Origin of the sequence: Desemzia sp. FAM 23988 (assembly GCF_045528365.1) — a bacterium.
Lineage (GTDB): Bacteria > Bacillota > Bacilli > Lactobacillales > Carnobacteriaceae > Desemzia.
The window spans coordinates 100103-122963 of the sequence record NZ_JBGQQS010000003.1 but is presented as its reverse complement, the minus strand read 5'-3'; the positions used below and the strand labels follow the sequence as shown (position 1 = coordinate 122963).

At 37.2% G+C, this 22861-nt stretch carries 20 protein-coding genes and 1 pseudogene; all 21 read right to left on the bottom strand.

The annotated features are described in order from the left end of the window. Positions 1–318: 318 nt before the first annotated feature. The 21 genes and pseudogenes from ACEN4L_RS03120 to pstC all read right to left on the bottom strand — a co-directional run bounded on the left by ACEN4L_RS03120 (position 319) and on the right by pstC (position 22777). Positions 319–2046, bottom strand: a complete 1728-nt coding sequence (locus ACEN4L_RS03120; protein WP_407095890.1) for a phospho-sugar mutase — start codon at positions 2044–2046, stop codon at positions 319–321. Between the two features lie 155 nt (positions 2047–2201). Then, positions 2202–3332: pseudogene (locus ACEN4L_RS03115) on the bottom strand (ArgE/DapE family deacylase); the annotation flags it as partial. A gap of 231 nt (positions 3333–3563) precedes the next feature. Then, positions 3564–4532: a thioredoxin-disulfide reductase gene (gene trxB / locus ACEN4L_RS03110; RefSeq protein WP_407095889.1), complete on the bottom strand. Its 969-nt coding sequence runs from the start codon at positions 4530–4532 to the stop codon at positions 3564–3566. A 107-nt stretch (positions 4533–4639) separates the two neighbouring features. Further along, positions 4640–5065 carry a tetratricopeptide repeat protein gene (locus ACEN4L_RS03105; protein ID WP_407095888.1) on the bottom strand — a complete coding sequence of 142 codons (426 nt, stop codon included), beginning with the start codon at positions 5063–5065 and terminating at the stop codon, positions 4640–4642. Positions 5066–5297: 232 nt separating this feature from the next. Continuing rightward, a complete protein-coding gene (gene galU / locus ACEN4L_RS03100; protein WP_407095887.1) occupies positions 5298–6269 on the bottom strand; it encodes a UTP--glucose-1-phosphate uridylyltransferase GalU in 972 nt (323 codons plus the stop codon). 22 nt (positions 6270–6291) lie between these two features. Further along, a complete protein-coding gene (locus ACEN4L_RS03095) occupies positions 6292–7305 on the bottom strand; it encodes an NAD(P)H-dependent glycerol-3-phosphate dehydrogenase (protein ID WP_407095886.1) in 1014 nt (337 codons plus the stop codon). Further along, a complete protein-coding gene (gene ppaX / locus ACEN4L_RS03090; protein WP_407095885.1) occupies positions 7305–7979 on the bottom strand; it encodes a pyrophosphatase PpaX in 675 nt (224 codons plus the stop codon). The genes ACEN4L_RS03095 and ppaX overlap by 1 nt, the downstream gene beginning before the upstream one ends. 29 nt (positions 7980–8008) lie before the next feature. After that, positions 8009–8848, bottom strand: coding sequence for a prolipoprotein diacylglyceryl transferase (gene lgt / locus ACEN4L_RS03085; protein WP_407095884.1), 840 nt, complete (start codon positions 8846–8848; stop codon positions 8009–8011). 147 nt (positions 8849–8995) lie between these two features. Next, positions 8996–9940, bottom strand: a complete 945-nt coding sequence (hprK, locus tag ACEN4L_RS03080) for an HPr(Ser) kinase/phosphatase (RefSeq protein WP_407095883.1) — start codon at positions 9938–9940, stop codon at positions 8996–8998. Positions 9941–10418: 478 nt separating this feature from the next. Further along, entirely contained in the window at positions 10419–10778 is a 360-nt protein-coding gene (locus ACEN4L_RS03075; protein ID WP_407095882.1) for a phage holin family protein, read from the bottom strand. Next, positions 10778–11080, bottom strand: a complete 303-nt coding sequence (locus ACEN4L_RS03070) for a PspC domain-containing protein (RefSeq protein WP_407095881.1) — start codon at positions 11078–11080, stop codon at positions 10778–10780. The genes ACEN4L_RS03075 and ACEN4L_RS03070 overlap by 1 nt, the downstream gene beginning before the upstream one ends. Before the next feature lie 52 nt (positions 11081–11132). After that, positions 11133–12701, bottom strand: a complete 1569-nt coding sequence (gene liaX, locus ACEN4L_RS03065; RefSeq protein WP_407095880.1) for a daptomycin-sensing surface protein LiaX — start codon at positions 12699–12701, stop codon at positions 11133–11135. A 388-nt stretch (positions 12702–13089) separates the two neighbouring features. Further along, positions 13090–15927, bottom strand: a complete 2838-nt coding sequence (uvrA, locus tag ACEN4L_RS03060) for an excinuclease ABC subunit UvrA (protein ID WP_407095879.1) — start codon at positions 15925–15927, stop codon at positions 13090–13092. 135 nt (positions 15928–16062) lie between these two features. Further along, complete coding sequence (locus ACEN4L_RS03055; RefSeq protein WP_407095878.1) at positions 16063–16716, bottom strand: YfbR-like 5'-deoxynucleotidase; 654 nt, start codon at positions 16714–16716, stop codon at positions 16063–16065. Between the two features lie 128 nt (positions 16717–16844). Then, positions 16845–17969, bottom strand: coding sequence for a cation diffusion facilitator family transporter (locus ACEN4L_RS03050; protein WP_407095877.1), 1125 nt, complete (start codon positions 17967–17969; stop codon positions 16845–16847). Positions 17970–18009: 40 nt separating this feature from the next. Continuing rightward, positions 18010–18315 (bottom strand): ArsR/SmtB family transcription factor, encoded by a 306-nt coding sequence (locus tag ACEN4L_RS03045; protein ID WP_407095876.1) that lies wholly within the window; start codon positions 18313–18315, stop codon positions 18010–18012. Between the two features lie 129 nt (positions 18316–18444). Next, the gene (gene phoU, locus ACEN4L_RS03040) at positions 18445–19122 is read right to left on the bottom strand and encodes a phosphate signaling complex protein PhoU (RefSeq protein WP_407095875.1); all 678 of its coding nucleotides are present in this window, start codon (positions 19120–19122) and stop codon (positions 18445–18447) included. Between the two features lie 191 nt (positions 19123–19313). Continuing rightward, positions 19314–20072, bottom strand: coding sequence for a phosphate ABC transporter ATP-binding protein PstB (gene pstB, locus ACEN4L_RS03035; protein ID WP_407095943.1), 759 nt, complete (start codon positions 20070–20072; stop codon positions 19314–19316). A 20-nt stretch (positions 20073–20092) separates the two neighbouring features. Continuing rightward, the gene (gene pstB / locus ACEN4L_RS03030) at positions 20093–20899 is read right to left on the bottom strand and encodes a phosphate ABC transporter ATP-binding protein PstB (RefSeq protein ID WP_407095874.1); all 807 of its coding nucleotides are present in this window, start codon (positions 20897–20899) and stop codon (positions 20093–20095) included. Positions 20900–20996: 97 nt separating this feature from the next. After that, positions 20997–21881, bottom strand: a complete 885-nt coding sequence (gene pstA / locus ACEN4L_RS03025; RefSeq protein WP_407095873.1) for a phosphate ABC transporter permease PstA — start codon at positions 21879–21881, stop codon at positions 20997–20999. Then, positions 21881–22777, bottom strand: a complete 897-nt coding sequence (gene pstC / locus ACEN4L_RS03020) for a phosphate ABC transporter permease subunit PstC (protein ID WP_407095942.1) — start codon at positions 22775–22777, stop codon at positions 21881–21883. Before pstC ends, pstA begins: the two co-directional genes overlap by 1 nt. Between the last annotated feature and the right edge of the window lie 84 nt (positions 22778–22861).

The following is a 22861-nucleotide window of genomic DNA, read 5'->3' as shown; positions in this document are numbered from 1 at the left end:
ATCCTTTTTTAACCATACCAGTTTTTAAAACTTGAATGGATAGCATCGCTAATCTTGTTAAGTGTTATTTTTAACAGGTCTAGTGATGCTCTTTTTAACCCGCTTTCCTTTACTTCAAGTCTTTTTAAGATCTATTTTATTTCAAATCAACTGCTTGAATCTGAATTAGAATTCTAATTGCTCATATTTATTCATGGTACTTTTATTAAAGTGTTTACTCCTACGGGTTGTCCCTAATAACAATTGCATAAAAATCTATAAACAAACAGGAGTGAGGATAAAGATACCCTCACTCCTGTTTGTTTATAGATCAATAAATCAATCTTCCACTAATTCATTGATAGCTTTTTCAAATCCAGCTACTTTTTCAGCTGCCTGAGCATTAGAATCAGCTTTTGCTCCAATATAAAATTTGATTTTCGGCTCGGTCCCTGATGGACGAATGGCAATCCAACTACCATCTTCCATAGTGTATTTCAATACATCTGCTGGCGGCATTTCAATTGTTTCGTTGGATCCATCTTCCATTGTTTTGGTGCTGGTTTTAAAATCTTCGACAGTAGCCACTTTGATTGCATTAAACTCAGTAGGAGCTTGCTCTCTAAATTTAGACATCAAAGCTTTGATTTTTTCAGAACCTTCAATACCAGCCATTTTTACAGAAATGGTTTTTTCATTGAAGTAACCATAAGTCGCATATAATTCTTGCAACCCATCGTAAAGGGTTTGTCCTTTTTCTTTATAATAAGCAGCTACTTCAGCAATCAACACCAGCGCTTGAATAGCATCTTTATCACGAACAAAAGATTTAACAAGGTAGCCATAGCTCTCTTCAAATCCAAACAAAAATGTATGACTGTTATCCGCTTCGTATTGCTCGATTTTTTCAGCGATAAACTTAAAGCCAGTCAATACATCGACCATTTCTACGCCAAAACTTTCTGCAATCACAGTTGGCAGTTCGCTGGAAACAATGGATTTTAAAACAGCCCCATTTGAAGGCAATGTTCCATTATTTTTTTGAGCAGTCAGCAAATAATGCAGCATCAAACTGGCAATCTGGTTCCCAGTCAATACTTCATAATCGCCTTCAGCAGTTTTTACCGCAATTCCTAAACGGTCAGCGTCGGGATCAGTTGCTACTAAAACATCTGCTTCAATCTCTTTTCCTAATTTGATGGCATATTCAAAAGCTCCCGGTTCCTCTGGATTAGGAGATTTAACCGTCGTGAAGTCAGGATCAGCTTCTGCTTGCTCAGGCACTAAAGTGATTCCTGTAAACCCAGCATCAGCTAACGCACGTTCACCCAACATTTTTCCAGTACCGTGTAATGGCGTATAGACCAATTTCATGTCGCTGCCGATTTTTTGAATCATTTCTGAGTTTACAGTAACTCCTTTCACATGATCTAAATAAACTTTATCTACATCTTCGCCAATCATTGTCAAAAGACCTTTTTCTTTCAATGCCTCTTGTGAAAGTACTTCTAATCCTAAGCTGTTTTCTACACTGCGGACAAGGGTAGTCAATGCATCTGCATCTTTAGGTGGCATTTGGCCTCCATCTTCGCCATACACTTTGTAGCCGTTGTATTCGGGTGGGTTGTGGCTAGCAGTAATCATGATACCAGCAAATGCATTCAAATGACGCACTGCAAAAGACAGCTCTGGAGTTGGTCGCAAGCTTTCAAATACATAACTTGGAATCCCATGGACTCCCAAGGTTTTAGCAGCTTCCATAGCAAATTCTGGTGATTGGTGTCTAGAGTCGTAGGCAATGGCTACTCCGCGTCTAACAGCTTCTTCACCGTTCTGTTCGATAAATAAGGCTAAACCTTCTGTAGCTTGACGAATGGTGTATTGGTTCATACGGTTGATTCCCACACCGATGACACCGCGCATCCCAGCAGTTCCAAATTCTAATGGCGCATAAAACGCATCTTCTAAAGCAGCATTGTCATCTTTTAAAGATTCCAATTTTTCTTTTAAAGTAGGCTCTAAATTTTTAAATTCGTTCCAAATAGTGTAAGTTTCTTTCCAACTCATCTACATAACCTTCTTTCTGATTTTTTCCTTATGTAAAGGCTTATAATAAAAGTATACCATTATTTAGTCATAAATCCTCTTTTTTCGTATTGAAAAATAAAAAGAGGAGACTACCAAAAAAGTAGACTCCTCTTCCTCTTTATCAAAGAGATTAGTTATTTTTCGTTCGTCAATCCTAAAATCAACTCTTTATAGATATCAAAAAAGGCAAGATAAACGTCTTTAGCAACATATTCATCTACTTTATGAGCCATTTTTGTTTCACCAGGGCCGAACATCATAAACGGAAAGTCTTTATCTTTACCACGTAATAAGTTTGAACCATCAGTAACACCAGTTGAAGCTTTAATAGAAAGATCTAAATCTAAATATTTTTTCCCAAGTTCTTTAGAAAGATCAATCATTTTAGATTGTCCTGAAGTAAGAACACTAGGCAATGACATAGAGACTTCAACTTCAATTTCCGAACCTTCTTTATTGTATTTATCAGCTGTTGTATTGAATAATTCAATAACTTCATCATTGTTAAATTCAGGAATCGTACGTACGTTGATTTCTGCTACAGCTTTGTCCGGAATGGAGTTTACTTGATTCCCACCATTGAAAATGGTTGTGCTGCTCACTAATTTATTCAGCACTTCATTTGTCCGTTCATCATTGTTAAGCTTGTTATCCATATCTAACAAGTATTCCATCAATGCATTAATCGCATTGTAACCTTGGTCAGGCATAGAACTATGTGCCGCTTCACCAATTGAAGTGACGCGTAAGTTTAATGACCCTTTATGTGAGTAAATAATCGTATCTTGAGATGGTTCAGCTACCCATAGATAATCTACATCATTCATATAGCCTTCTTCATACAATTTCTTAGAACCTGCTCCGCCAACTTCTTCACCTGTTGTTGCCATAAGACGTACGGTTCCATTTGTTAACTCGTCACTTTCTTTGAGCTCGATCAACACTAAAGCAAGATTTACTAAACCTGACTTCATGTCATTTGATCCGCGTCCATATAAGTTTCCGTCTCGTTCTGTCAAAGTAAATGGATCTGAAGACCATTCACTTTCATCACCAGGAGAGACAACATCCATATGTCCAGATACACCAATGACTGGTTTTCCGCTTCCTATTTCCGCTACTAAATTCACACGAGTCTCAGTAACTGGAACAATTTTAGTTTTAATCCCGTGTTCAGCAAATAAATCTTTTAAGTAATTGGCCACTTCGATTTCATTTTGGTTGACCGATTTGATTGCTACAATGTCAGAGAGAATCTTGATTTTTTCTTCTTCTGTAAACTATTTCATTTATGTCCCTCCAATATTTTGTTTGTTAGACCTTATCATTAAGTCCTACTCTTGTACGTTATCAAAAAACTTCTACTAAAGAAATCTCTACAATTATTGTACTCCTCTAATGAACCAAATGCTAATACAGCGGATTTTGCAACTATTATTCTAGTGATCCATAAAAAAGGATGCCAGCTCGATTTCTCAAGCTGACATCCTTTTTTATTAGCCTCTTACTTTTTCAGATTCAACTGAATCTTTTAATTCTTCCACATAATTGAAGGCTTGTTGACCTGCCAAACTTCCATCACCAACAGCTGTTGCCACTTGACGCAATGGCGTTTTACGAACATCCCCAACAGCGAAAATACCTGGAACTCTTGTTTCCATTCTTTCATCTGTTTCGATCCAACCTTCTTCATCCGTGATACCTAATGCACGGAACTTTTCAGAGTTTGGAATCAAGCCAACATAGACAAATGTACCATCTGCCATGAAGTCCATCACTTCTCCGGTATGAACATTTTTTATTTTTACACCTGTAACTTTCATATCATCCCCATAGACTTCTTCTACGGTAGAATCCCAGATAAACTCAACTTTATCATTTTTAAAAGCACGATCTTGTAAAATCTTTTGCGCACGCAATTCATTACGACGGTGAATAATCGTTACTTTATCTGCGAATTGAGTTAAATACGTTCCTTCCTCAACTGCTGAATCTCCTCCACCAACCACTACTAAATGTTTGTTTCGGAAAAATGCTCCATCACACACAGCACAATAAGACACTCCACGACCATTGTATTCTGTTTCGCCGTCTACACCCAGTTTACGATGTTCTGCTCCTGTAGCAATGATAATTGCACGAGTTTTGTACTCTTTCTTACCAGCAACGATTGTTTTGTATTCTTTTCCGTTCGTCACTTCTTTTACATCACCATAAGCATATTCAGCACCAAATTGTTTAGCACTTTCAAACATTTTATTGGACAAATCAGGTCCTAAAATACTATTGAAACCAGGGTAGTTTTCAATTTCTGCTGTATTGTTCAATTGTCCACCAGGAATTCCACGTTCTAATATCAATGTATCTAAATTGGAACGAGACGCATATAGCGCAGCTGTCATCCCTCCTGGACCAGCTCCAATAATGATGACATCATAAATCTTTTCAATCTTTGTTAATTCCATAGCTCATTCTCCCTATTTATCAAATTCTCTTTTTTTACTGTAACTAAAATAACCAGAAAACACTAGAATTTTGCTTACTTTTTAGAAGTCAATTGATTGTGTCGTCATTAAATGTTCAATTCTTCTTCCAAATCCTTTTGAAATTCTTCAGCCTCTTCTTTATATTCACCTGTAGGCACCAAATACAAATACATTTGCGTACACTTTAAAGCTTTGCCATAATCTCCTAAAAAAGCATAATTATTGGCTTGAAAATAATGAACTTCTGGATAATTTTCACTGCCTTTTTGGATCAATTCATCGATCAGATCACAGGATTTTTGAAAATGTCCAAGATGTTGATAAATCAATGCTGTTTGGCATTGTCCGAACTCTCTATCTACATCATTATCCGCAAGAGAAGTAGCTCGTTGAAAATATTTTAATGAATGTTCTAAGTTATTTTTATCAAACGCTTCCCAAGCTCTATTGAAATAAAAATCAGCATTGGGATTTATTTTAATGATTTCTGCTTGACCATTTTTATTAGACATCGTTCTACTCCTCTCTGTTGCTCCGTTTATACATCCTTAAAAAAGAACGCTATCCTTGTCAATTTAGAGTATTTTTACACTCGAATCATTTTTATATTAACATCTATTATAGCACAATCCCACTATATTTGATAGATGTCCTTGCTTTTCAACACAAGTTCAATCTGCTACACAGCTTTTGTTCACGCAAAAGAGATGAGCGGAAAACTCATCTCTTTTACAGTAAACTTATTTAATTTTCTTTGTTTTCTTTTAGTTCTTCTTTCTTCTCTTCGACTTTTTCTTTCACCACTTCTTCAATTTCTTCAATGGCTTTTTCATTGTCTTCAGCCTCTAATTCTGTAGCCAAATCTTTAATATAAGCTCGCAAATCATCTTTGATTTGTTCATGTCTTAGCCCATATTGAATACTGGTTTTCATAAAACCAAATTTATCTCCAACGTCATAACGCTCACCTTTAAACTCATGAGCAAAAACGCGTTGCGTTTTGTTTAAATTATCGATTGCATCTGTCAATTGGATCTCATTACCAGCTCCAGGTTTTTGATTTTCCAATAGCTCAAAAATCTCTGGTGTCAATAAGTAACGTCCAATAATCGCTAAATCGCTTGGTGCATCTTTAGGATCTGGTTTCTCCACAAATCGTTTAACATTGTACAAACCTTCTTCAATTTGTGCTTCTGGATCAATAATTCCATATTTCGACGTATCTTCATGAGGAACTTTCATCACAGCTATATTAGACGCATGTGTTTTTTCATATTGATCAATCAATTGTTTAGTTAATGGAACTTCATCTTCCATGATATCATCACCTAACATCACTACAAAAGGTTCGTTTCCAACAAAGGCTTTAGCATGAAGCACAGCGTCTCCTAAACCCTTAGGATAAGATTGTCGGACGAAAAACAAGTTTAACCCGATAGTTTCTTCAACTATTTTCAACAATTCAAATTTTTCTTTTTCCCGCAAATTTTCTTCCAACTCAATATTAGAGTCGAAATGATCTTCAATAGGACGTTTGCTTTTGCCCGTAATAATCAAGATATCTTCAATACCTGAATTGATCGCTTCTTCAACAATAAATTGAATCGTTGGTTTATCTACAATCGGCAACATTTCTTTTGCCATTGCTTTTGTTGCAGGTAAAAACCTTGTCCCTAACCCAGCAGCTGGGATAACGGCTTTTCTCACTTTCTGCATGCTGTTTTCCTCCTCCATTTACTTAATCTGTTTCGTTTTTTCCAACACGGTTCATCAACTCTTTGATAACTTCTTTTACATCAGCATTATTATACAACACTTCATAGATGGCTGTCGTGATCGGCAGTTCGACATTTTTTTGTGCAGCTAATTCGTACGCTGCTTTTGTCGTGGATACTCCTTCAACGATCATTCCCATATTTTCCAATATATCGTCTACGTCTTTTCCTTCGCCCAATAACTTTCCAGCACGCCAGTTACGAGAATGGATACTGGTACACGTTACAATCAAATCGCCCACTCCGCTCAATCCTAAGAAAGTTAACGGATCTGCACCAAAAGAAACCCCTAGACGTGTAATTTCAGCTAAGCCTCTCGTCATGAGAGCTGCTTTAGCATTGTCTCCATAACCGATTCCCACTAAAGCTCCTGCTCCTACAGCAATAATGTTCTTCAATGCTCCACCAAGTTCTACTCCTATGATATCGGGGTTCGAATAAACTCGGAAATACTCATTCATGAATAGCTTTTGCACATATTCGGCACCAGTCACTGGATTAGATGCAGCGGTAATAGTTGTTAGATCTTTAACTGCTACTTCTTCTGCATGGCTTGGTCCAGACAATGCCACGATACCTTTTCTTTTGGCTTCAGGAATTTCTTCAGCCAGTATTTCAGAAATCCGTTTATGTGTTTCTTGTTCCAGACCTTTACTAGCGTGAATAATAATCGTATTTTCTTTTAAAAAAGGCGCCGCATCTTGAGCAACTTGTCGCATGGCTTTTGTTGGGACCACAAAGACTATACCATCAGCATTCTTTACAGCTGCCTCTAGGTCGTAGTACCCTATTAAATTTTCGGGCAGACTTTTTCCTGGTAGATAATGGTGATTGGTATGGTACTGATTGATTTCATCTGCTTGTTCTTTTTTGTGGCTCCATAAACGAGTCTCGTGTCCATTATCTGATAAAACCATTGCTAAAGCAGTTCCCCAAGAACCAGCTCCCAATACGGTGATGATTTGTTTTTTACTCATTAATTAATCTCTTCCTTTACCAGTGTTGAAACCCCATCTTTTAGTATAAAATCTGCTAATTCTTCCATTGACTGAACGGTTAGATCCGGCTCAAAAGGGGCGATTTCTTCTGCTGTCTTTTGTGACCAGCCCACAAAAACGGAAAAGATACCCGCATTTTTAGCTGCCATAATATCGTGTCCGTTATCCCCTACCATCATTGTGGTCCGATGCAGGCAATTCATTTGCGCCATAGCCGTATAAATAGGTTCGGGATTCGGTTTGAAATGTGTATAATCCTCTGCCCCGATCACTACTTCAAATAAGCCTTCTAGATTTAAGTGACTAATGCCTTTTTCAAGTACATCATTTCTTTTTGTTGAAACAACTCCTAATCGAATCCCCTTTTGCTTCAACAATTTTAACGTATCTGCTACACCTTCAAATAAGCGGATCATTTGATCATGATAAACAGCATTGTATTCTCTGTATTTCGCAATCATCTCGTCACTTTTTTCTGCACCCAAAAATTGATATGTTGTTTCTAATGAAGGGCCATTGAATTGGCGCACACTATCCAGTGTATATTCCCCAGGGAAATACTCTTCTAATACACTCAAATGCGATTGATTGATCAACGCATTCGAATCTGCTAATGTTCCGTCAAAGTCAAATAATACTGTTTCAATAGTCACGTTTTTATTCAGTCCATTTCATTTTAAGTCTATTTTTTCACTTTCAGTATTCCATCAGTGTAATAAGGTTTTTTAGGATAATCTCGGCGACGATAGATCCAAATGATCAAAGCCGCTGCGAAAATCACTACACTCAACATTTGCGAAACTCGAATCGGTGTACCAGGAATATACAAGCTGTCCGTACGCATATTTTCGATAAAGAAACGACCAAATGAATACCACATAGCATAGCTCAAAGCCACTTCGCCTTGCAGCAATAAGTGCTTGCGGTTGCGTAATAATACGATCACAACAAATCCCACTAAGCTCCATAAAGACTCATACAAAAAGGTTGGGTGGTAATAAATTCCATTGATTTCCATTTGATTGATAATAAATTCCGGCAGCATCAGGTTTTCTAAAAATCCTCTGGTAACTTCCCCGCCATGAGCTTCTTGGTTCATAAAGTTTCCCCAACGACCAATTGCTTGTGCCAGTAAAACGTGCGGTGCTAAAATATCCAGCATCAGCCAAAGGGAGATATTTTTCTTTTTGGTAAACCAGTAGACGGTCAGTCCTCCAGCAATCAGACCTCCATATATCGCAATTCCGCCATTCCAAATCGCGATAATCTGAGAAGGGTTTTCTAGGTAATAACCTATTTCGAAGAGCACGTAGTACAATCTAGCACCTACAAAAGCAATTGGAATCGTCCAAAGGGCCATATCAATAATTGTGTCTTCTTCTATCCCTCTTTTTTCAGCCTCTTTCATGCTTAGAAAAATCGCTACAAATATTGCCAGTGCGATGATTACTCCATACCAATGAATTTCTAAAGGTCCTAGTTTAAGAGCAATTGGATTCAGCGGTTCGTACACATCATTCATCATTTATTCTCCATTTCATTCTAGACATTTGTAATTCTTTTTACTTTCAGTTGGTCTGCACAACTGTTCCATATTCAGCAAGAAGATTATTTTCCAAGGAAGAATCCACGAAAAATAATCTCTGCTATACCTGTTTTTTATCTTTTTTTAGTCTTCATCGTTCACGACAGAATTTTTTTTGATCAACTGCTCTAAATTCTTGTTTAAAGTTTCAATAGCATCGTATCCCATTTGTTTAGCTCTAAAGTTCTTCGCAGCTACTTCAATGATGATTGCTAAATTTCGTCCTGTACGGACCGGTATAGATATTTTAGGGATGTCCACGTTAAAGTATCGATTATTTTCATCCGCACTGCCTAAACGGTCAAATTGAACTTCTTTATCCCACATTTTTAAATCCACTACTAAATTGACTGTTTTACTGGTTCGAATAGAGCCTACACCAAATAAATTAATGACATCAATAATCCCTACACCACGGATTTCAATTAAATGCGCCAACACTTCAGGTGGTTCTCCAACAATGCGATGTTCATCTAACATATACAAATCAACCCGATCATCAGCCACTAAACGGTGCCCTCTTTGAATCAATTCTAAAGCTGTCTCACTTTTTCCAATCCCGCTGTCTCCGGTGATCAAAACTCCCATCCCATAAATATCTACCAATACCCCATGTACAGATAAGCGAGTGGCAATACGATCTTCTAAGTAATTCGTAACATTACTCGACAATCTTGTGGTCGGATTTTCAGATTTCAAGACTGGAATCTTTGCTTCTTCTGCAGCTTGAATAAACCCCCACGGCGGCTCCAGTCCTCTAGATACTAATAGAGCTGGTGTTTCTTCATGACAAATGCGACGCATCACGATCAGACGTTCGTCATCCGTCATTTTCTCCATAAATGAAATCTCAGTCCGTCCAAACAACTGAATGCGGTCTGATGGATAATAACTAAAATACCCCGTCAATTCTAAAGCAGGACGAGACAAATCGCTTATTTTTATTTCTCGATCTAAGTAATCATGACCAGCAATAATTTCAAGTGAGACATCTTTGACTAATTCAGAAACTTTAACACTTCTAGTCATATTTTAAACCTCCTATTTTTTCAAATTCGTATAAAAATTCATATTTTATATTTTCCATTGAGATAACCTATTTTAACATTTTCCGACACACCTTGAAAGGTATACTACAAAAATAGAACCGCAAGAGTTTTAAATACAACCGATAGACTTGGATTAATAAAGACCGAATAGTATCCATTTCATAAAAAAATAACTTTAGTACATACCAAAAAGGCTTGAGAGATGCTGGTCTCAAAAGTTAAATTTTATTGTACGACTGTTTATCTGTTTTGACTTCAGATACATCCAGACTTAAGACATGATTTTTGGCTCAAGGCTTTCCATAAGCGACCCCATAGGCCGGTAGAAATTTCTTTATCCATATTAGAAGACGAAGAGCCGATTTACCCTAAAAAAAGACCCCCGAAGATTAGATATTACTCTAATTTTTGAGGGTCGCTACCGAAAAGATTTGCTCCAAATCTTTTCTTATTTTTAATTAATCTCGATAAATATTCACTGTTGTACGGTTGTTAAAGAATGTATTGACTAAAGATAAAATCAACGCGACAAGCATCGTTGTCCAGAATGAAGAAAAGTAAAATCCATTCCCCATAATCGCTGCTGTTAAGCTGAGCATGACTGCATTGATCACGATACTAAACAGACCTAAACTGATAATGGTAATCGGTAATGACAGAATAAACAGTATCGGTTTTAACGTCATGTTTAACAATGCTAGAACTATACTAGCTCCTAACGCAACCCAAACACTTCCAACGTAGAAGTTTGCTTGAAGCAAACCTGATAATGCTAGAAATACTAAAGCATTAACAATGATTCTTTGCCAAAACTTCACTAAAAGTCACTCCAGTCATCATCTTCAACTTTTTCAGCTTCTTTAGGAGAGCTTTTTCGTGATGCATTTGTTTTGTAGTACCCTTTAGGGTTATTGCGTTCTGGTCTTTTTCGGTCAATTTTAGGTTCTGGAATGACAATAGCCAGAATAATATACAATAATACTGGTGACCCGATTCCAACAAATAATGCTACAGCATAGATCAAACGCAATAATGTTGAATCGATATCAAAATATTCTGCAATTCCTCCAATAACACCTGATACCATACGATCATCTTTTGATTTATACAATTTTTTCAATGGTTTCCACTCCTTTGCCTTTAAGTTTTGTCTTTTAGTCTATCCGTTCGCTTTATTCGCCATCTTTAAGCATTACACTACCAGTAGTAGTTCCTATTTTCAAATAAATAGGTGCTTCTTCGGTAACTCTTCTGAAGATCAATGAACGGTTAGTGTGGTCTTTCTTTTCTTTCAGAACTTCAATGTCACCCATGCGATTTTGAATGGAACCAAAGTTCGTTTTTGCTTCGCCTTCAACACTGCTTGTTTTTGGAAGTGATACTTTCGCTGTTCCATTCACAGAAGTTGCTTCTAAACGAGTTATGTCTTTACCAGTCAGAGTTACTTTGACTGTTCCATTTACAGTAGATAAGTTGCTGCTCTTGTAATTTCCTCGAATCACAATGTTGCCATTTACACTGCGAACCAATAAGTCGCGAATTTGACTATCTAAGACATCTACTGAACCATTAACACCTTCCGCTTCCAACATTGTTGCAGTTGTTTTTTCAAACGTCAATGATCCGTTGGTAGATTTCACATAGACGTCTTTCCCTTCAAATACTTCGAACTTCACATTGCCATTCAACAATTTAAGAGCAGTATGGTCGTAAGCTCTTTTAGGCAGGTAGACAACGATGTCTGTTCGGACGCTTTTATTTGGAACGTGGAAAGTAAATGATTCTTCTGTTAATTCTACTTTGCTTCTTTTTTCAAAAGCTTCCAAAGGTTCTACGCCAGCTTCTTGTTTGCCATATAATTTAATATCAGCTTCCACTTTGATGTCTTGACTATCCCAAGATTTGAATTGTACATTTCCATTCGCTACTTTTAGGTTGATAATAGTAGCCGTTGTTTCTGGATAATAGAATTCATGTGTGAATTTAGTGGATACCAATCCAGGCATACGGACATTAACATCCTTCCACTCCATGTTATCCATGACTTGAGACAAGCTGGTCTTGATAAATTTACCAAATTGAGTTCCGGCTTCAGTAACTTTTTCATTCACATCTGTAAAAGTTTTTTGTGCTGTATCTTTCCACTCGTCTGGAATTTCAAATTTTTCAGAGACTTGTTTCGTTTGCGTTTTCCACTGTTTTTTCTTCACTGTTTTCATACGTTCTTCTAACTCTTCACGTTCTTCATACAACTCATCTAGTTCTGCTTCCAGAACATCAATATCGCCTTCTAATGAATCCATTTCATCTTCTTTTTCAGGAGCTAATTCATCTAAGTCTTCCATCGTTTGAAGAACCATCAATTTTTCATCTAACAAATCTTTGTTGCGTTTTGTTTCATTGATTTCACTGTTTAATTTATCTAATTGTACAGAGTAAGCTGATGCTTTGTTTGCCAATTCTTCTAAAATCGTTTCCAATCGTTCGCGATCTTTTTCTTTTTCAGCTTCTAAACGTTCTTTGCCGTTCTCATAAGCTTCTTCTGTATCAAATCCTTCTGGTTCAATAGCCGATTCATCTTTCTGTTCCGTTACTGTTTCAGCTTCAGTTGCAGAAGTTTGGTCTTTTTTGACAGCTTCTTTGCCTTCTTTTTTAGCCATATTTTCTAAAAGCAATAAAGCTTCTTCAGTTGAAATAATGCCTTCTTTAACGAGCTCAAGAATTCTTTCTCTTTCTTTCATGTTCATTTTCCTCCTTATGCTTTCCATCAGACTACCTGAATGTTTCATATGCGCTAAGTTATTCAAGTTCTTTGCTATATACGTATTATGCAATACTAAGGGAAAAAAGTCATAGGACTTAAGAACGATTTTATAAGCCTTACATAGTCTTAGCTAAGGAAGGCTTTCTCTCTATTTCATTTTACCATAAAGAGATTAATTAAAAAATCAAAAGCAAACTTGTAAAAAATGCTTGTCTTCAAGCCCTGAAAAGGAATCTATTTTTATTTACCAACATCAACTGTTGCAGAACCGCAATCTGTACTATACGTTTAAAACAGGAGACTGCAACAATCGCTGGCATAACGATTGTTGCAGTCTCCTGTTTAATTAGTTGTACGAATGAACATTATTTTTTGGATTTAACTTTCTGTAAAACTTCTTTTAAATATTTTCCAGTGTAGCTTTCTTTAACAGCAGCCACATCTTCAGGTGTTCCCTTAGCAACGATAGTACCGCCGTCTTCTCCACCTTCAGGGCCTAAATCAATCACGTAATCTCCTGTTTTTATAACATCGAGATTATGTTCGATCACAAGAACAGTATTTCCAGCTTCTACTAATCTGTCCAAAACTTCCAATAAACGTGCGATGTCATCTGTATGCAATCCGGTAGTCGGTTCATCCAGAATGTAGAAATTTTTTCCATTTGAGCGTTTATGCAGTTCACTGGCTAATTTCATCCGTTGGGCTTCCCCACCTGATAATGTCGTAGCAGATTGTCCTAAAGTAACATACCCCAGTCCAACATCCACGATGGTTTGCAATTTGCGATGGATTTTTGGAATTGCTTTAAAAAATACTACAGCATCGTCAATCGTCATGTTCAATACATCAGAGATGCTTTTTCCTTTATATTTGACTTCAAGCGTTTCAGAATTATAGCGTGCACCATGACACACTTCACAAGGAACATATACATCCGGCAAGAAATGCATTTCAATTTTCAAAATACCGTCACCTTTACAAGCTTCACAGCGTCCGCCTTTTACATTGAAACTAAAACGGCCTTTTTTGTATCCTCTTATTTTCGCTTCATTGGTACTGGCGAATAAATCTCGGATATCGTCAAACACACTTGTATATGTGGCTGGATTGCTTCGAGGAGTACGTCCAATCGGACTTTGGTCGATACTTACAATTTTTTCGATTGATTCATATCCAGACATCGATTTGAATTTTCCGGGTTTCTTTTTCGCTCGGTTGATTTCTCGTTTAAGAGCTCGTTTCAAAATAGTGTTTACCAAAGAACTTTTTCCTGAACCTGAGACTCCTGTCACTACTACAAAACGGCCCAGAGGAAAATCAACATCCAAGTTTTTCAAATTATTTTCTTGGGCTCCAATAATACGAATGGCTCCCTTGTCTTCTGTACGACGGACAGCGGGTACCGGAATAAATTTTTCTCCGGATAAATAAGCACCTGTTAAAGAGTTTTTATTTTTCTCCACTTCTTCCGGAGTTCCTGTTGCAATGATTTCCCCACCATTGTTACCTGCTCCCGGCCCAATATCTACTAAATAATCCGCAGCCCGCATCGTATCTTCATCGTGTTCTACAACGATCAGAGTATTTCCCAAATCCCGCATTTTTTTCAAAGAACCGATTAAGCGGTCGTTATCTCGTTGATGCAACCCAATGGAAGGCTCATCTAAAATGTATAATACACCTGATAGGTTAGAACCAATTTGCGTAGCTAATCGAATACGTTGAGCTTCTCCACCTGATAAGGTCCCAGCTGTACGAGCTAACGTCAGATAATTCAACCCCACATCTTTCAGGAATGTTAATCGGTCATGCAGCTCTTTAACGATTGGTTCAGCAATAGCGGTTTCTTGTTCGCTTAATTTTAACTGGTCAAAGAACGTAACCGAATGTTCAATAGGGTATTCACACACTTCTCCAATATTTTTCCCATTGATTTTTACAGATAAAGCTTGCTCATTCAACCGTTTCCCGCCACATACTTGACATGGTAGTTCAGTCATATATTGACGCATTTGTTCACGTGTATAGTCACTGCTCGTTTCATTGTAACGACGATGGATATTCGTTAAGACTCCTTCAAACGGCATTTCTGTATCCCTCACACCGCCAAAATCGCTTTTATAATGGAAGTGGAACAATTTGCCTTTTGACCCATTTAACACTAAATCCTGTTGTTCTGCTGGTAAATCTTGAAATGGTTTGTCCATATCGATTTTGAACTTTTTACAAGCTTGTTTTAATAACTGTGGATAATAATTAAAACTAATGGGCTTCCAAGGAATAATGGCGTCTTCGTTTAAGCTAAGTGAACGGTCGGGAATCACTAAATCAACGTCTACTTCTAGTTTTGCTCCAAGACCATCACATTCTGAACAAGCCCCAAAAGGAGCATTAAAAGAGAATAAACGCGGTTCAAGATCTCCAACTGTGAAGCCGCAGTAAGGACATGCATAATGTTCACTGAAGAGAACTTCTTCTTGTCCAATAATATCTGCTATTGCGTAACCATCTGCTAATGTCAAAGCCGCTTCTAACGACTCAAATAAGCGCGAACGGTTGCTTTCTTTGATAACAATTCTATCTATGATAACATCAATATCATGTTTTTTATTTTTTTCCAATTCGATGTCATCGGAGATATCATACATTTCTTTATCCACTCTGACGCGTACATAGCCTTCGCTTTTGATTTTCTCAAAGACTTTTTTATGTTGCCCTCTTTTGCCATAGATAACAGGGCCTAAAATTTGGATTTTTGTTTTTTCAGGGTATTCCATCAATCGGTCTACCATCTGTTCGATCGTTTGACTGCTGATTTCGGTACCATCATTTGGACATATCGGATGTCCTACACGAGCATATAATAAACGTAAGTAATCATTTACTTCCGTAACAGTTCCTACAGTGGAACGCGGATTGTTGCTCGTTGTTTTTTGATCTATCGAAATGGCTGGACTTAACCCGTCAATGCTGTCCACATCAGGTTTGTCCATTTGACCTAAAAATTGTCGTGCATAAGAAGACAGACTTTCAACATAGCGTCTTTGCCCTTCTGCATAAAGAGTGTCAAAAGCTAATGAACTTTTTCCAGAACCAGAAAGTCCGGTAAAGACGACTAGTTTATCGCGTGGAATCGTAAGATCGATATTTTTTAAGTTGTGTGAACGGGCACCATGAACAACAATTTTATCATTCGGCATTTTTCTACATCCTTTATTTTTAGTGTTTAGTGGTTATCATTTTTATTTTAACGCGTAACAAAAGAATAGGACAATGTTATGGATCCTATCCTTTTACTATTTTATCACAATTCCTTTTTATTATCGAACATTTGTTCACTTAGTTGTTTTTTCTTCCATTCCTTCTACGATTCTTTGAGAGATCACTTGAATCTGTGCCTGATTAATGTAATCACCACTAAGCAGATCAGGCAAGATTTCTTTAATCAAATATTGTACACAATCTAAATGATTGTATTGAACGATCGTGCTTAAAGATTCTTCATAGATCTCATCAAAAACAGGTTCTGGATTCCCTTTTTGAATCTCTCCAAATGATTCATACAGCAAATCGATTTTATCTGCTACAGCTAAAATCTGGCCTTCCAACGATTCATCTTTGCCTTCTTTCATTCGATTGATATAGGCTTTTTGAAACTCTTCTGGTATGACGGTCTCAATGAAATTCTTAGCCATTTTTTCTTCTACATTCGCCAGTTTTTCTCTTAACGAAGGATCCGCATACTTCACAGGTGTTTTGATGTCTCCGATAAACAATTCTGTATAATCATGATTCAATGATTTTTCATAAAGAGAGCGCCAATCTATTTTATTTCCAGCTTGTTCCTCAACAGTCCCTAAAAATTGCGCTATTTGTGTCACTTTAAAAGAGTGAGCAGCTACAGAATGCTCTTCAAATTTAAATTTTCCCGACAAACGAATGATATTCTCTAAATCACTCAAGCTCTTAATGTATTGATGCATACCCATGTATACCACCCTTTCTTAAAAACAGTAAATTTTTTCTATACTAGCATACTTCTTACAGCATTGCAAAGAATCCACTGGCTAAAAGGATACAAGACTAGTTAGGAGCATTTTCTAACTAGTCTTGTGTCTTAGTGAATTAAATTTTCCATGTCAACTACGACTTCAATTGTCGAATGAGTCACATTGTTATCTGTTAACATTAATCGGATCTGTTCTCGAATGTTTTCGAATTCATTGACGTCTTCTGTAGACACATACACTGTCACAGCAAAAGCATTCTCCTCGCCATCGATCGACCACATATGCAAATGAGAGACACCATGCACGTAGTCGATACCGAGGATTTTCTTATCTAACTGACGTATGTCTACACCTTCTGGAACAGATTCTAGGAATACATTCGCAGAATTTAAAAAGTTGGGGATGGTTCTGCTGAGTATGAAAAGCGCGATCCCAATGGATAATAGCGGATCAAGAATGTACCATTCTTGATATCTTAATACCACACTGACGATCAATACTCCTGCCCATCCCAGAACATCTTCTAACATGTGCAAGCTAAGGACTCTTTCATTTGCAGATGACCCTTTACCCATTAACCAAGTAGCAAATCCATTGATTGCAATAGCTATGATAGCCATCCAAAACATCCCCTGTGAGTTAACAGGTTCTGGATTGAACAGCAATGGAACACTGTGGATAACGACCAACACAGAACCAGTCATCAGTACAATAGAAGTCGTTAGAGCACCTAGTAATGAAAATCTTCTGTGTCCGAAGCTGTATTTTTCATTGGCTTCTTTGTTAGAGATTTTTTGGAATCCCCATGCCAAACCAATAGAAAGCGAATCTCCTAAATCATGCACGGCATCTGACAGTATAGCAGCACTATTAAAGAGAAAACCAAACACAAACTCAACTAATGAGAACAATAGATTCAATACAAAAACCAACTGCATATTTTTGGAAGCTTTTTCACCAGAGTTCATATGATGGTGATGGTGATGTCCTTTCTCATCGTGGTGATGATGGGATTCCTCTCCATTTGTTGGAGCAAAAGTGGTATTCAGGTACATTTTTTCAGCGCTCACGATTTTTTTTACTGCATTTACATCCACATCTTCAGGTACAAAGAGTGCCTTATCGGAAAAATTCACCTGAACTTTTTCTCCGTGTTGTAATTGTTGCAATCTTGCTTCCAGTTTTTTCGCACAGTTTGCACAGTGCATCCCTTGAAGGCTATACTTTTTCATCGGATTTCCTCCTTACAACTTTCTGCATCATTTAATCCCTTTATTCTTGTGCATGCTGGATCACTTGCTCTAGAATTTTATAGATATGCTCATCGATTTGACTATAAATAATATTTTTCCCTTCTCTTCTGGACTTTACCAGTCGAGCTGATTTTAATATTTTTAATTGATGCGATACCGCCGATTGCTCCATATCTAACTGTTCGGCTATCGCTCCTACATTCAGTTCTCCCCCATCAAGAAGATAGAGAATGGTAATTCTAGTAGGATCACTTAAAACTTTAAGCATCTTACTGACTTTTTGGATCGTTGCTTCACTTAACAGCAATTCTTTATTAGGTTCCATAATTGTCGTCCTTTTCTTTTTATATGTACGGATATTCATATGTTTATATTATCATATGTTTTGCAAAAAGCAAAGGAAAAGATCGCATATTGCTCGATCTTTCCCTTTGCTCTATTTTATCTTTAGCTATTAAATATCATCTAAATGATTTTGAGTATTCAACTCTACTACTTTTCCTGTTTCTAGGTAAACGATCCATTCACTGATATTGGTCGAATAATCTCCAATACGCTCCAAATAAGTCGTTACTCGTAAGTAGTCTGTAGCACCTAATACGATTTCAGGATCATCTTTCATGAACTTGATACACTTAGTGTAAAGTTCTTTCCCCATCCTATCCACTTCTACATCTAATGAAGCTAATTTTCTCGCTTCTTGCGCATCAAAAATGACATAAGCATCTAATACTTTACGCACAATATGCAATACTTTCACGGACATTTCTTGAATCCCTTTTTCAATATCGTATTCTCTTTTAGTTCCTTTTACACGAATGGTCGATTTAGAGATACTCACAGCGTGATCAGCCATTCTTTCTAAGTCGGAAGTAGCTTTCATCACCGTAATGATTTTTCTAAGGTCTGTTGTAACAGGTTGTTGCAATGCAATCAACTCAATACAATCTTTCTCCAATTCGATTTCAAGGCGATTAATGTGAACATCATTATCAATCACTTCTTGTGCTAAATCTTTGTCATGCTTAATAAATGCTTCTACAGATTTTTCAATTGCTTCATGTACTGCTTTTCCCATTTGAAAAAAGTGGATGTGTAAATCATTTAGTTCTTCTTCGAATACCTGTCTCATTTTCTATCACCTTCATCTTATAGTTTCTTTTAGTTCTTACATTTAATTTAAGAAAGCCCTTTTGTATACTTCATTATGCACTGAAACGAGGAAAAAATCCAATATTTAATATTCTATGTAAGCAAATATTCGGAATATTCACTCTAAAAATAAAAAAAAAGATGGCTTTTGACCATCTTTTTTTGTCTTTATTAACCAAAACGTCCCGAAATGTAATCTTCTGTTTCTTGTTGTTTTGGATTGGTAAAAATTTGTCTTGTCTTGCCGTGTTCGATAAGGTGTCCTTGCAAGAAAAAGGCTGTGTTGTCCGATATACGAGAAGCTTGTTGCATATTATGCGTTACCATGATCATCGTATAATTTTCTTTCAACTCCAACAGCATGTTTTCAATCTTTCCACTAGAAACCGGGTCTAAAGCACTTGTAGGTTCGTCCAACAAAATAATCTCCGGCTCAATAGCTATCACACGAGCAATACAAACTCTTTGTTGTTGTCCGCCAGATAAAGCTAATGCACTGTCATGGAGCTTGTCTTTTACATCTTCCCAAACAGCGGCCTTTTTCAAGCTTTCTTCAACGATTTGCTGGATTTTTTGTTTGTCTTTCATTCCGCTGATCCGGAGTCCATAAGCTACGTTATCAAAAACAGAGAAAGGAAACGGGTTGGGCTGTTGAAAAACCATCCCAACTTTTTTTCTCAATTCTACTGTGTCCGTTTTAGGACTATAAATGTCATTCCCTTTATATTTAACTTGTCCAGTGATCGTTACATCTTGAATCAAGTCATTCATTCGATTAAGGGTTCTTAAGTAGGTTGATTTCCCACACCCACTAGGACCAATAAGAGCAGTAATTTCATTAGGATTGAAATCAAGTGTGATTCCTTTTAAAGCTTCATGCTTGCCATAGTATAAGTGTACATCATTTGTTTCAATAATTTTTTCATTCATTGCCAACTTGTATTCCCTCCTTAACCAAAATTACCTGAAACATAATCTTCTGTTTTTTGAATTTTCGGACGTGTAAATACTTTTCTTGTATCATCATATTCCAGTACATTTCCTAAATAAAAGAAAGCTGTATAGTCGCTGATACGCGAAGCTTGTTGCATATTATGTGTCACAATAATGATTGTGTAGTCTTCTTTTAGCTGCAGCAACGTTTCTTCTACTTGAGCAGTGGAAATCGGGTCTAACGCACTTGCCGGCTCATCGAGCAGCAAAATATCTGGTTTCAACGCAATAGCTCGTGCGATACACAACCGTTGTTGTTGCCCCCCAGACAAAGCCAGAGCACTTTTGTGCAATTGGTCTTTGACTTGATCCCATAATGCAGCTTGTTTTAAACTAGTTTCTACGATTTCGTCTAATTTGTTTTTGTCTTTTATACCATGTCTTTTTAAAGCAAATGCAATATTTTCATAAATGGATTTACTGAATGGATTAGGTCTTTGGAAAACCATTCCAATGTTTTTTCTCATTTCAAATACATCAACGTTTGGCGAATTTACATCTACACCTTTATACATGATTTCACCAGTTATTTTTGCAATTTCGATTTCATCATTCATTCTATTCAACGATCTCAAATAAGTTGATTTTCCACACCCACTCGGACCTATCAAAGAAGTGATTTTGTTTTTCTCAAATTCTAGCGATACACCTTTAATGGCTTCATTGTTTCCATACCAAACGTGCAGGTCATTCGTTTTAAGAGCTATTTCTGCGTTTTCTTTTAGAGTGATAATGTTTGTATTTTGAGTTGTTTGACTTTCCATCTTAAAAGTCCTCCTTCATTACTAACCACATGAACTAAAACGGCCATATCAAAACAGCACTGTTTCTCACATGTTTTGGTTTAATTGCCTGCTGATATTATGCGGATGTGGCTTTTTTCTGTAGTCTTCTTCCTAAGTAGCGTGACCCTAGGTTGAATAACATTACCGCGATAATCAATACTGCAGATGCTCCAGCAGAGACTTCCGCTCCATCCGGCATAACCCCTTCACTATTGATTTTCCATATATGAACTGCTAATGTTTCAGCAGGACGGAAAATGTTTAATGGACTAGTAATGGATTGCGGATTCCAGTTTGTAAAATCTAATGCTGGTGCACTTTGTCCAGCTGTGTAAATCAATGCAGCTGCTTCTCCAAAAATACGTCCAGCTGCTAAGATCATACCAGTAATGATTCCTGGTAAAGCTGCGGGCAAGATAACTCTGGTAACAGTTTCCCAACGAGATAATCCTAAAGCCAGTCCTGCTTCTCTTTGTGTAGCCGGAATAGCTTGTAAAGAATCTTCAATCGTTCTGGTCAATAAGGGTAAGTTAAAAATTGTTAAGGCTAATGCTCCTGAAAGGATCGAAAAGCCGAAATCCCATTGGATAACGAAAATCAAGAAACCGAATAATCCTACTACTACAGATGGCAATGAACTCAATACTTCAATAGCCGTTCGTACAAAGTCCGTTATCCAGTTTTGTCTTGCATATTCTGATAAATAAATAGCCGCACCTAATGCTAGCGGTGTACTGATCAGCATAGTTAACAATAATAGGTAAAATGAATTAAACAACTGAATTCCAACGCCGCCGCCGACTTGGAAAGATTTTGCAGGTGCTGTTAAAAATTCCCATGAAATTTGAGGCAACCCTCGCCATAGAATGAATAACAACAAACTGGCAAGAATCAAGACAATGACTCCCGACATCGCATAAATAACGCCGACAGCAATTTTATCTACTTTTTTTGGATTCATTATTTCATTGCCCCTTTCTTCCCGATCCAACGTGTCAATATATTAAAGAATAAAGCCATGATTAAGAGGATAGTAGCTAAAGACCACAATACATTGTTCTCTAGAGTTCCCATAACAGTATTCCCCATACTCATCGTTAAGATACTGGTTAGTGTTGAAGCTGGAGTGATCAGGTCAGTCGGAACGATAGCTGCGTTACCAATGACCATTTGAACGGCTAAAGCTTCTCCGAAAGCACGTGCCATACCAAATACTACTGCAGTAAGCAAACCTGGTGTAGCAGCTCTTAAAACGACCTTATAGATCGTTTGCCAACGAGTTCCCCCCATTGCTAAGGATGCTTCACGATAATGACGGGGTACTGAGTTTAACGCGTCAACGGCCATGCTAGTGACTGTTGGCAAAATCATCACAAATAATACCATGGTGGCAGACAAGATACCAAATCCGGTCCCTCCAAAAATACTCCGGATAAACGGGACAATAACAGTCAAACCAATAAAACCATATACAACTGATGGTATCCCAACCAGCAACTCAATAACAGGCTGTAAGATTTTCTTTCCGTTTTTAGGAGAGATCTCAATCATATAAATAGCTGCAGCAATCGCAAACGGAGTCGCTAATACCGCTGAAAGCAAGGTTACGTAAAATGATCCAAGAATCATCGGTAAGGCACCAACTAACGGCTCTCCATTTTCTCCTACTTCACCTGGACGCCATATATCGCCAAATAAAAAATCTGTTACAGAGACCCCATCTGTTGTAAATGTGGATACCCCTTTACTGATTACGAAATATAAAATAGACAATACGATCAACACAATAAAAGCGATACAAATAAAACTGATCGTCCGTCCAAATTGCTCAAATTTACGCTTTTTTGATTTTCGCATAAATTTACTTTGTGTCTCTTCCAAAAAGAAAACCTCCTTGTACTCATCCGCTTAATGCGCAACGAAAGACGCTGTTCATTCAAA

Excerpts from the sequence above, each read along its gene's own strand:
- ACEN4L_RS03120 (WP_407095890.1), bottom strand. The coding sequence starts at position 2,046 with ATGAGTTGGAAAGAAACTTACACTATTTGGAACGAATTTAAAAATTTA.
- trxB (WP_407095889.1), bottom strand. The coding sequence starts at position 4,532 with ATGGAATTAACAAAGATTGAAAAGATTTATGATGTCATCATTATTGGA.
- ACEN4L_RS03105 (WP_407095888.1), bottom strand. The coding sequence starts at position 5,065 with ATGTCTAATAAAAATGGTCAAGCAGAAATCATTAAAATAAATCCCAAT.
- galU (WP_407095887.1), bottom strand. The coding sequence starts at position 6,269 with ATGCAGAAAGTGAGAAAAGCCGTTATCCCAGCTGCTGGGTTAGGGACA.
- ACEN4L_RS03095 (WP_407095886.1), bottom strand. The coding sequence starts at position 7,305 with ATGAGTAAAAAACAAATCATCACCGTATTGGGAGCTGGTTCTTGGGGA.
- lgt (WP_407095884.1), bottom strand. The coding sequence starts at position 8,848 with ATGAATGATGTGTACGAACCGCTGAATCCAATTGCTCTTAAACTAGGA.
- hprK (WP_407095883.1), bottom strand. The coding sequence starts at position 9,940 with ATGACTAGAAGTGTTAAAGTTTCTGAATTAGTCAAAGATGTCTCACTT.
- liaX (WP_407095880.1), bottom strand. The coding sequence starts at position 12,701 with ATGAAAGAAAGAGAAAGAATTCTTGAGCTCGTTAAAGAAGGCATTATT.
- uvrA (WP_407095879.1), bottom strand. The coding sequence starts at position 15,927 with ATGCCGAATGATAAAATTGTTGTTCATGGTGCCCGTTCACACAACTTA.
- ACEN4L_RS03055 (WP_407095878.1), bottom strand. The coding sequence starts at position 16,716 with ATGGGTATGCATCAATACATTAAGAGCTTGAGTGATTTAGAGAATATC.
- ACEN4L_RS03050 (WP_407095877.1), bottom strand. The coding sequence starts at position 17,969 with ATGAAAAAGTATAGCCTTCAAGGGATGCACTGTGCAAACTGTGCGAAA.
- ACEN4L_RS03045 (WP_407095876.1), bottom strand. The coding sequence starts at position 18,315 with ATGGAACCTAATAAAGAATTGCTGTTAAGTGAAGCAACGATCCAAAAA.
- phoU (WP_407095875.1), bottom strand. The coding sequence starts at position 19,122 with ATGAGACAGGTATTCGAAGAAGAACTAAATGATTTACACATCCACTTT.
- pstB (WP_407095943.1), bottom strand. The coding sequence starts at position 20,072 with ATGAATGAAAAAATTATTGAAACAAATGATGTACACTTATACTATGGC.
- pstB (WP_407095874.1), bottom strand. The coding sequence starts at position 20,899 with ATGGAAAGTCAAACAACTCAAAATACAAACATTATCACTCTAAAAGAA.
- pstA (WP_407095873.1), bottom strand. The coding sequence starts at position 21,881 with ATGAATCCAAAAAAAGTAGATAAAATTGCTGTCGGCGTTATTTATGCG.
- pstC (WP_407095942.1), bottom strand. The coding sequence starts at position 22,777 with ATGCGAAAATCAAAAAAGCGTAAATTTGAGCAATTTGGACGGACGATC.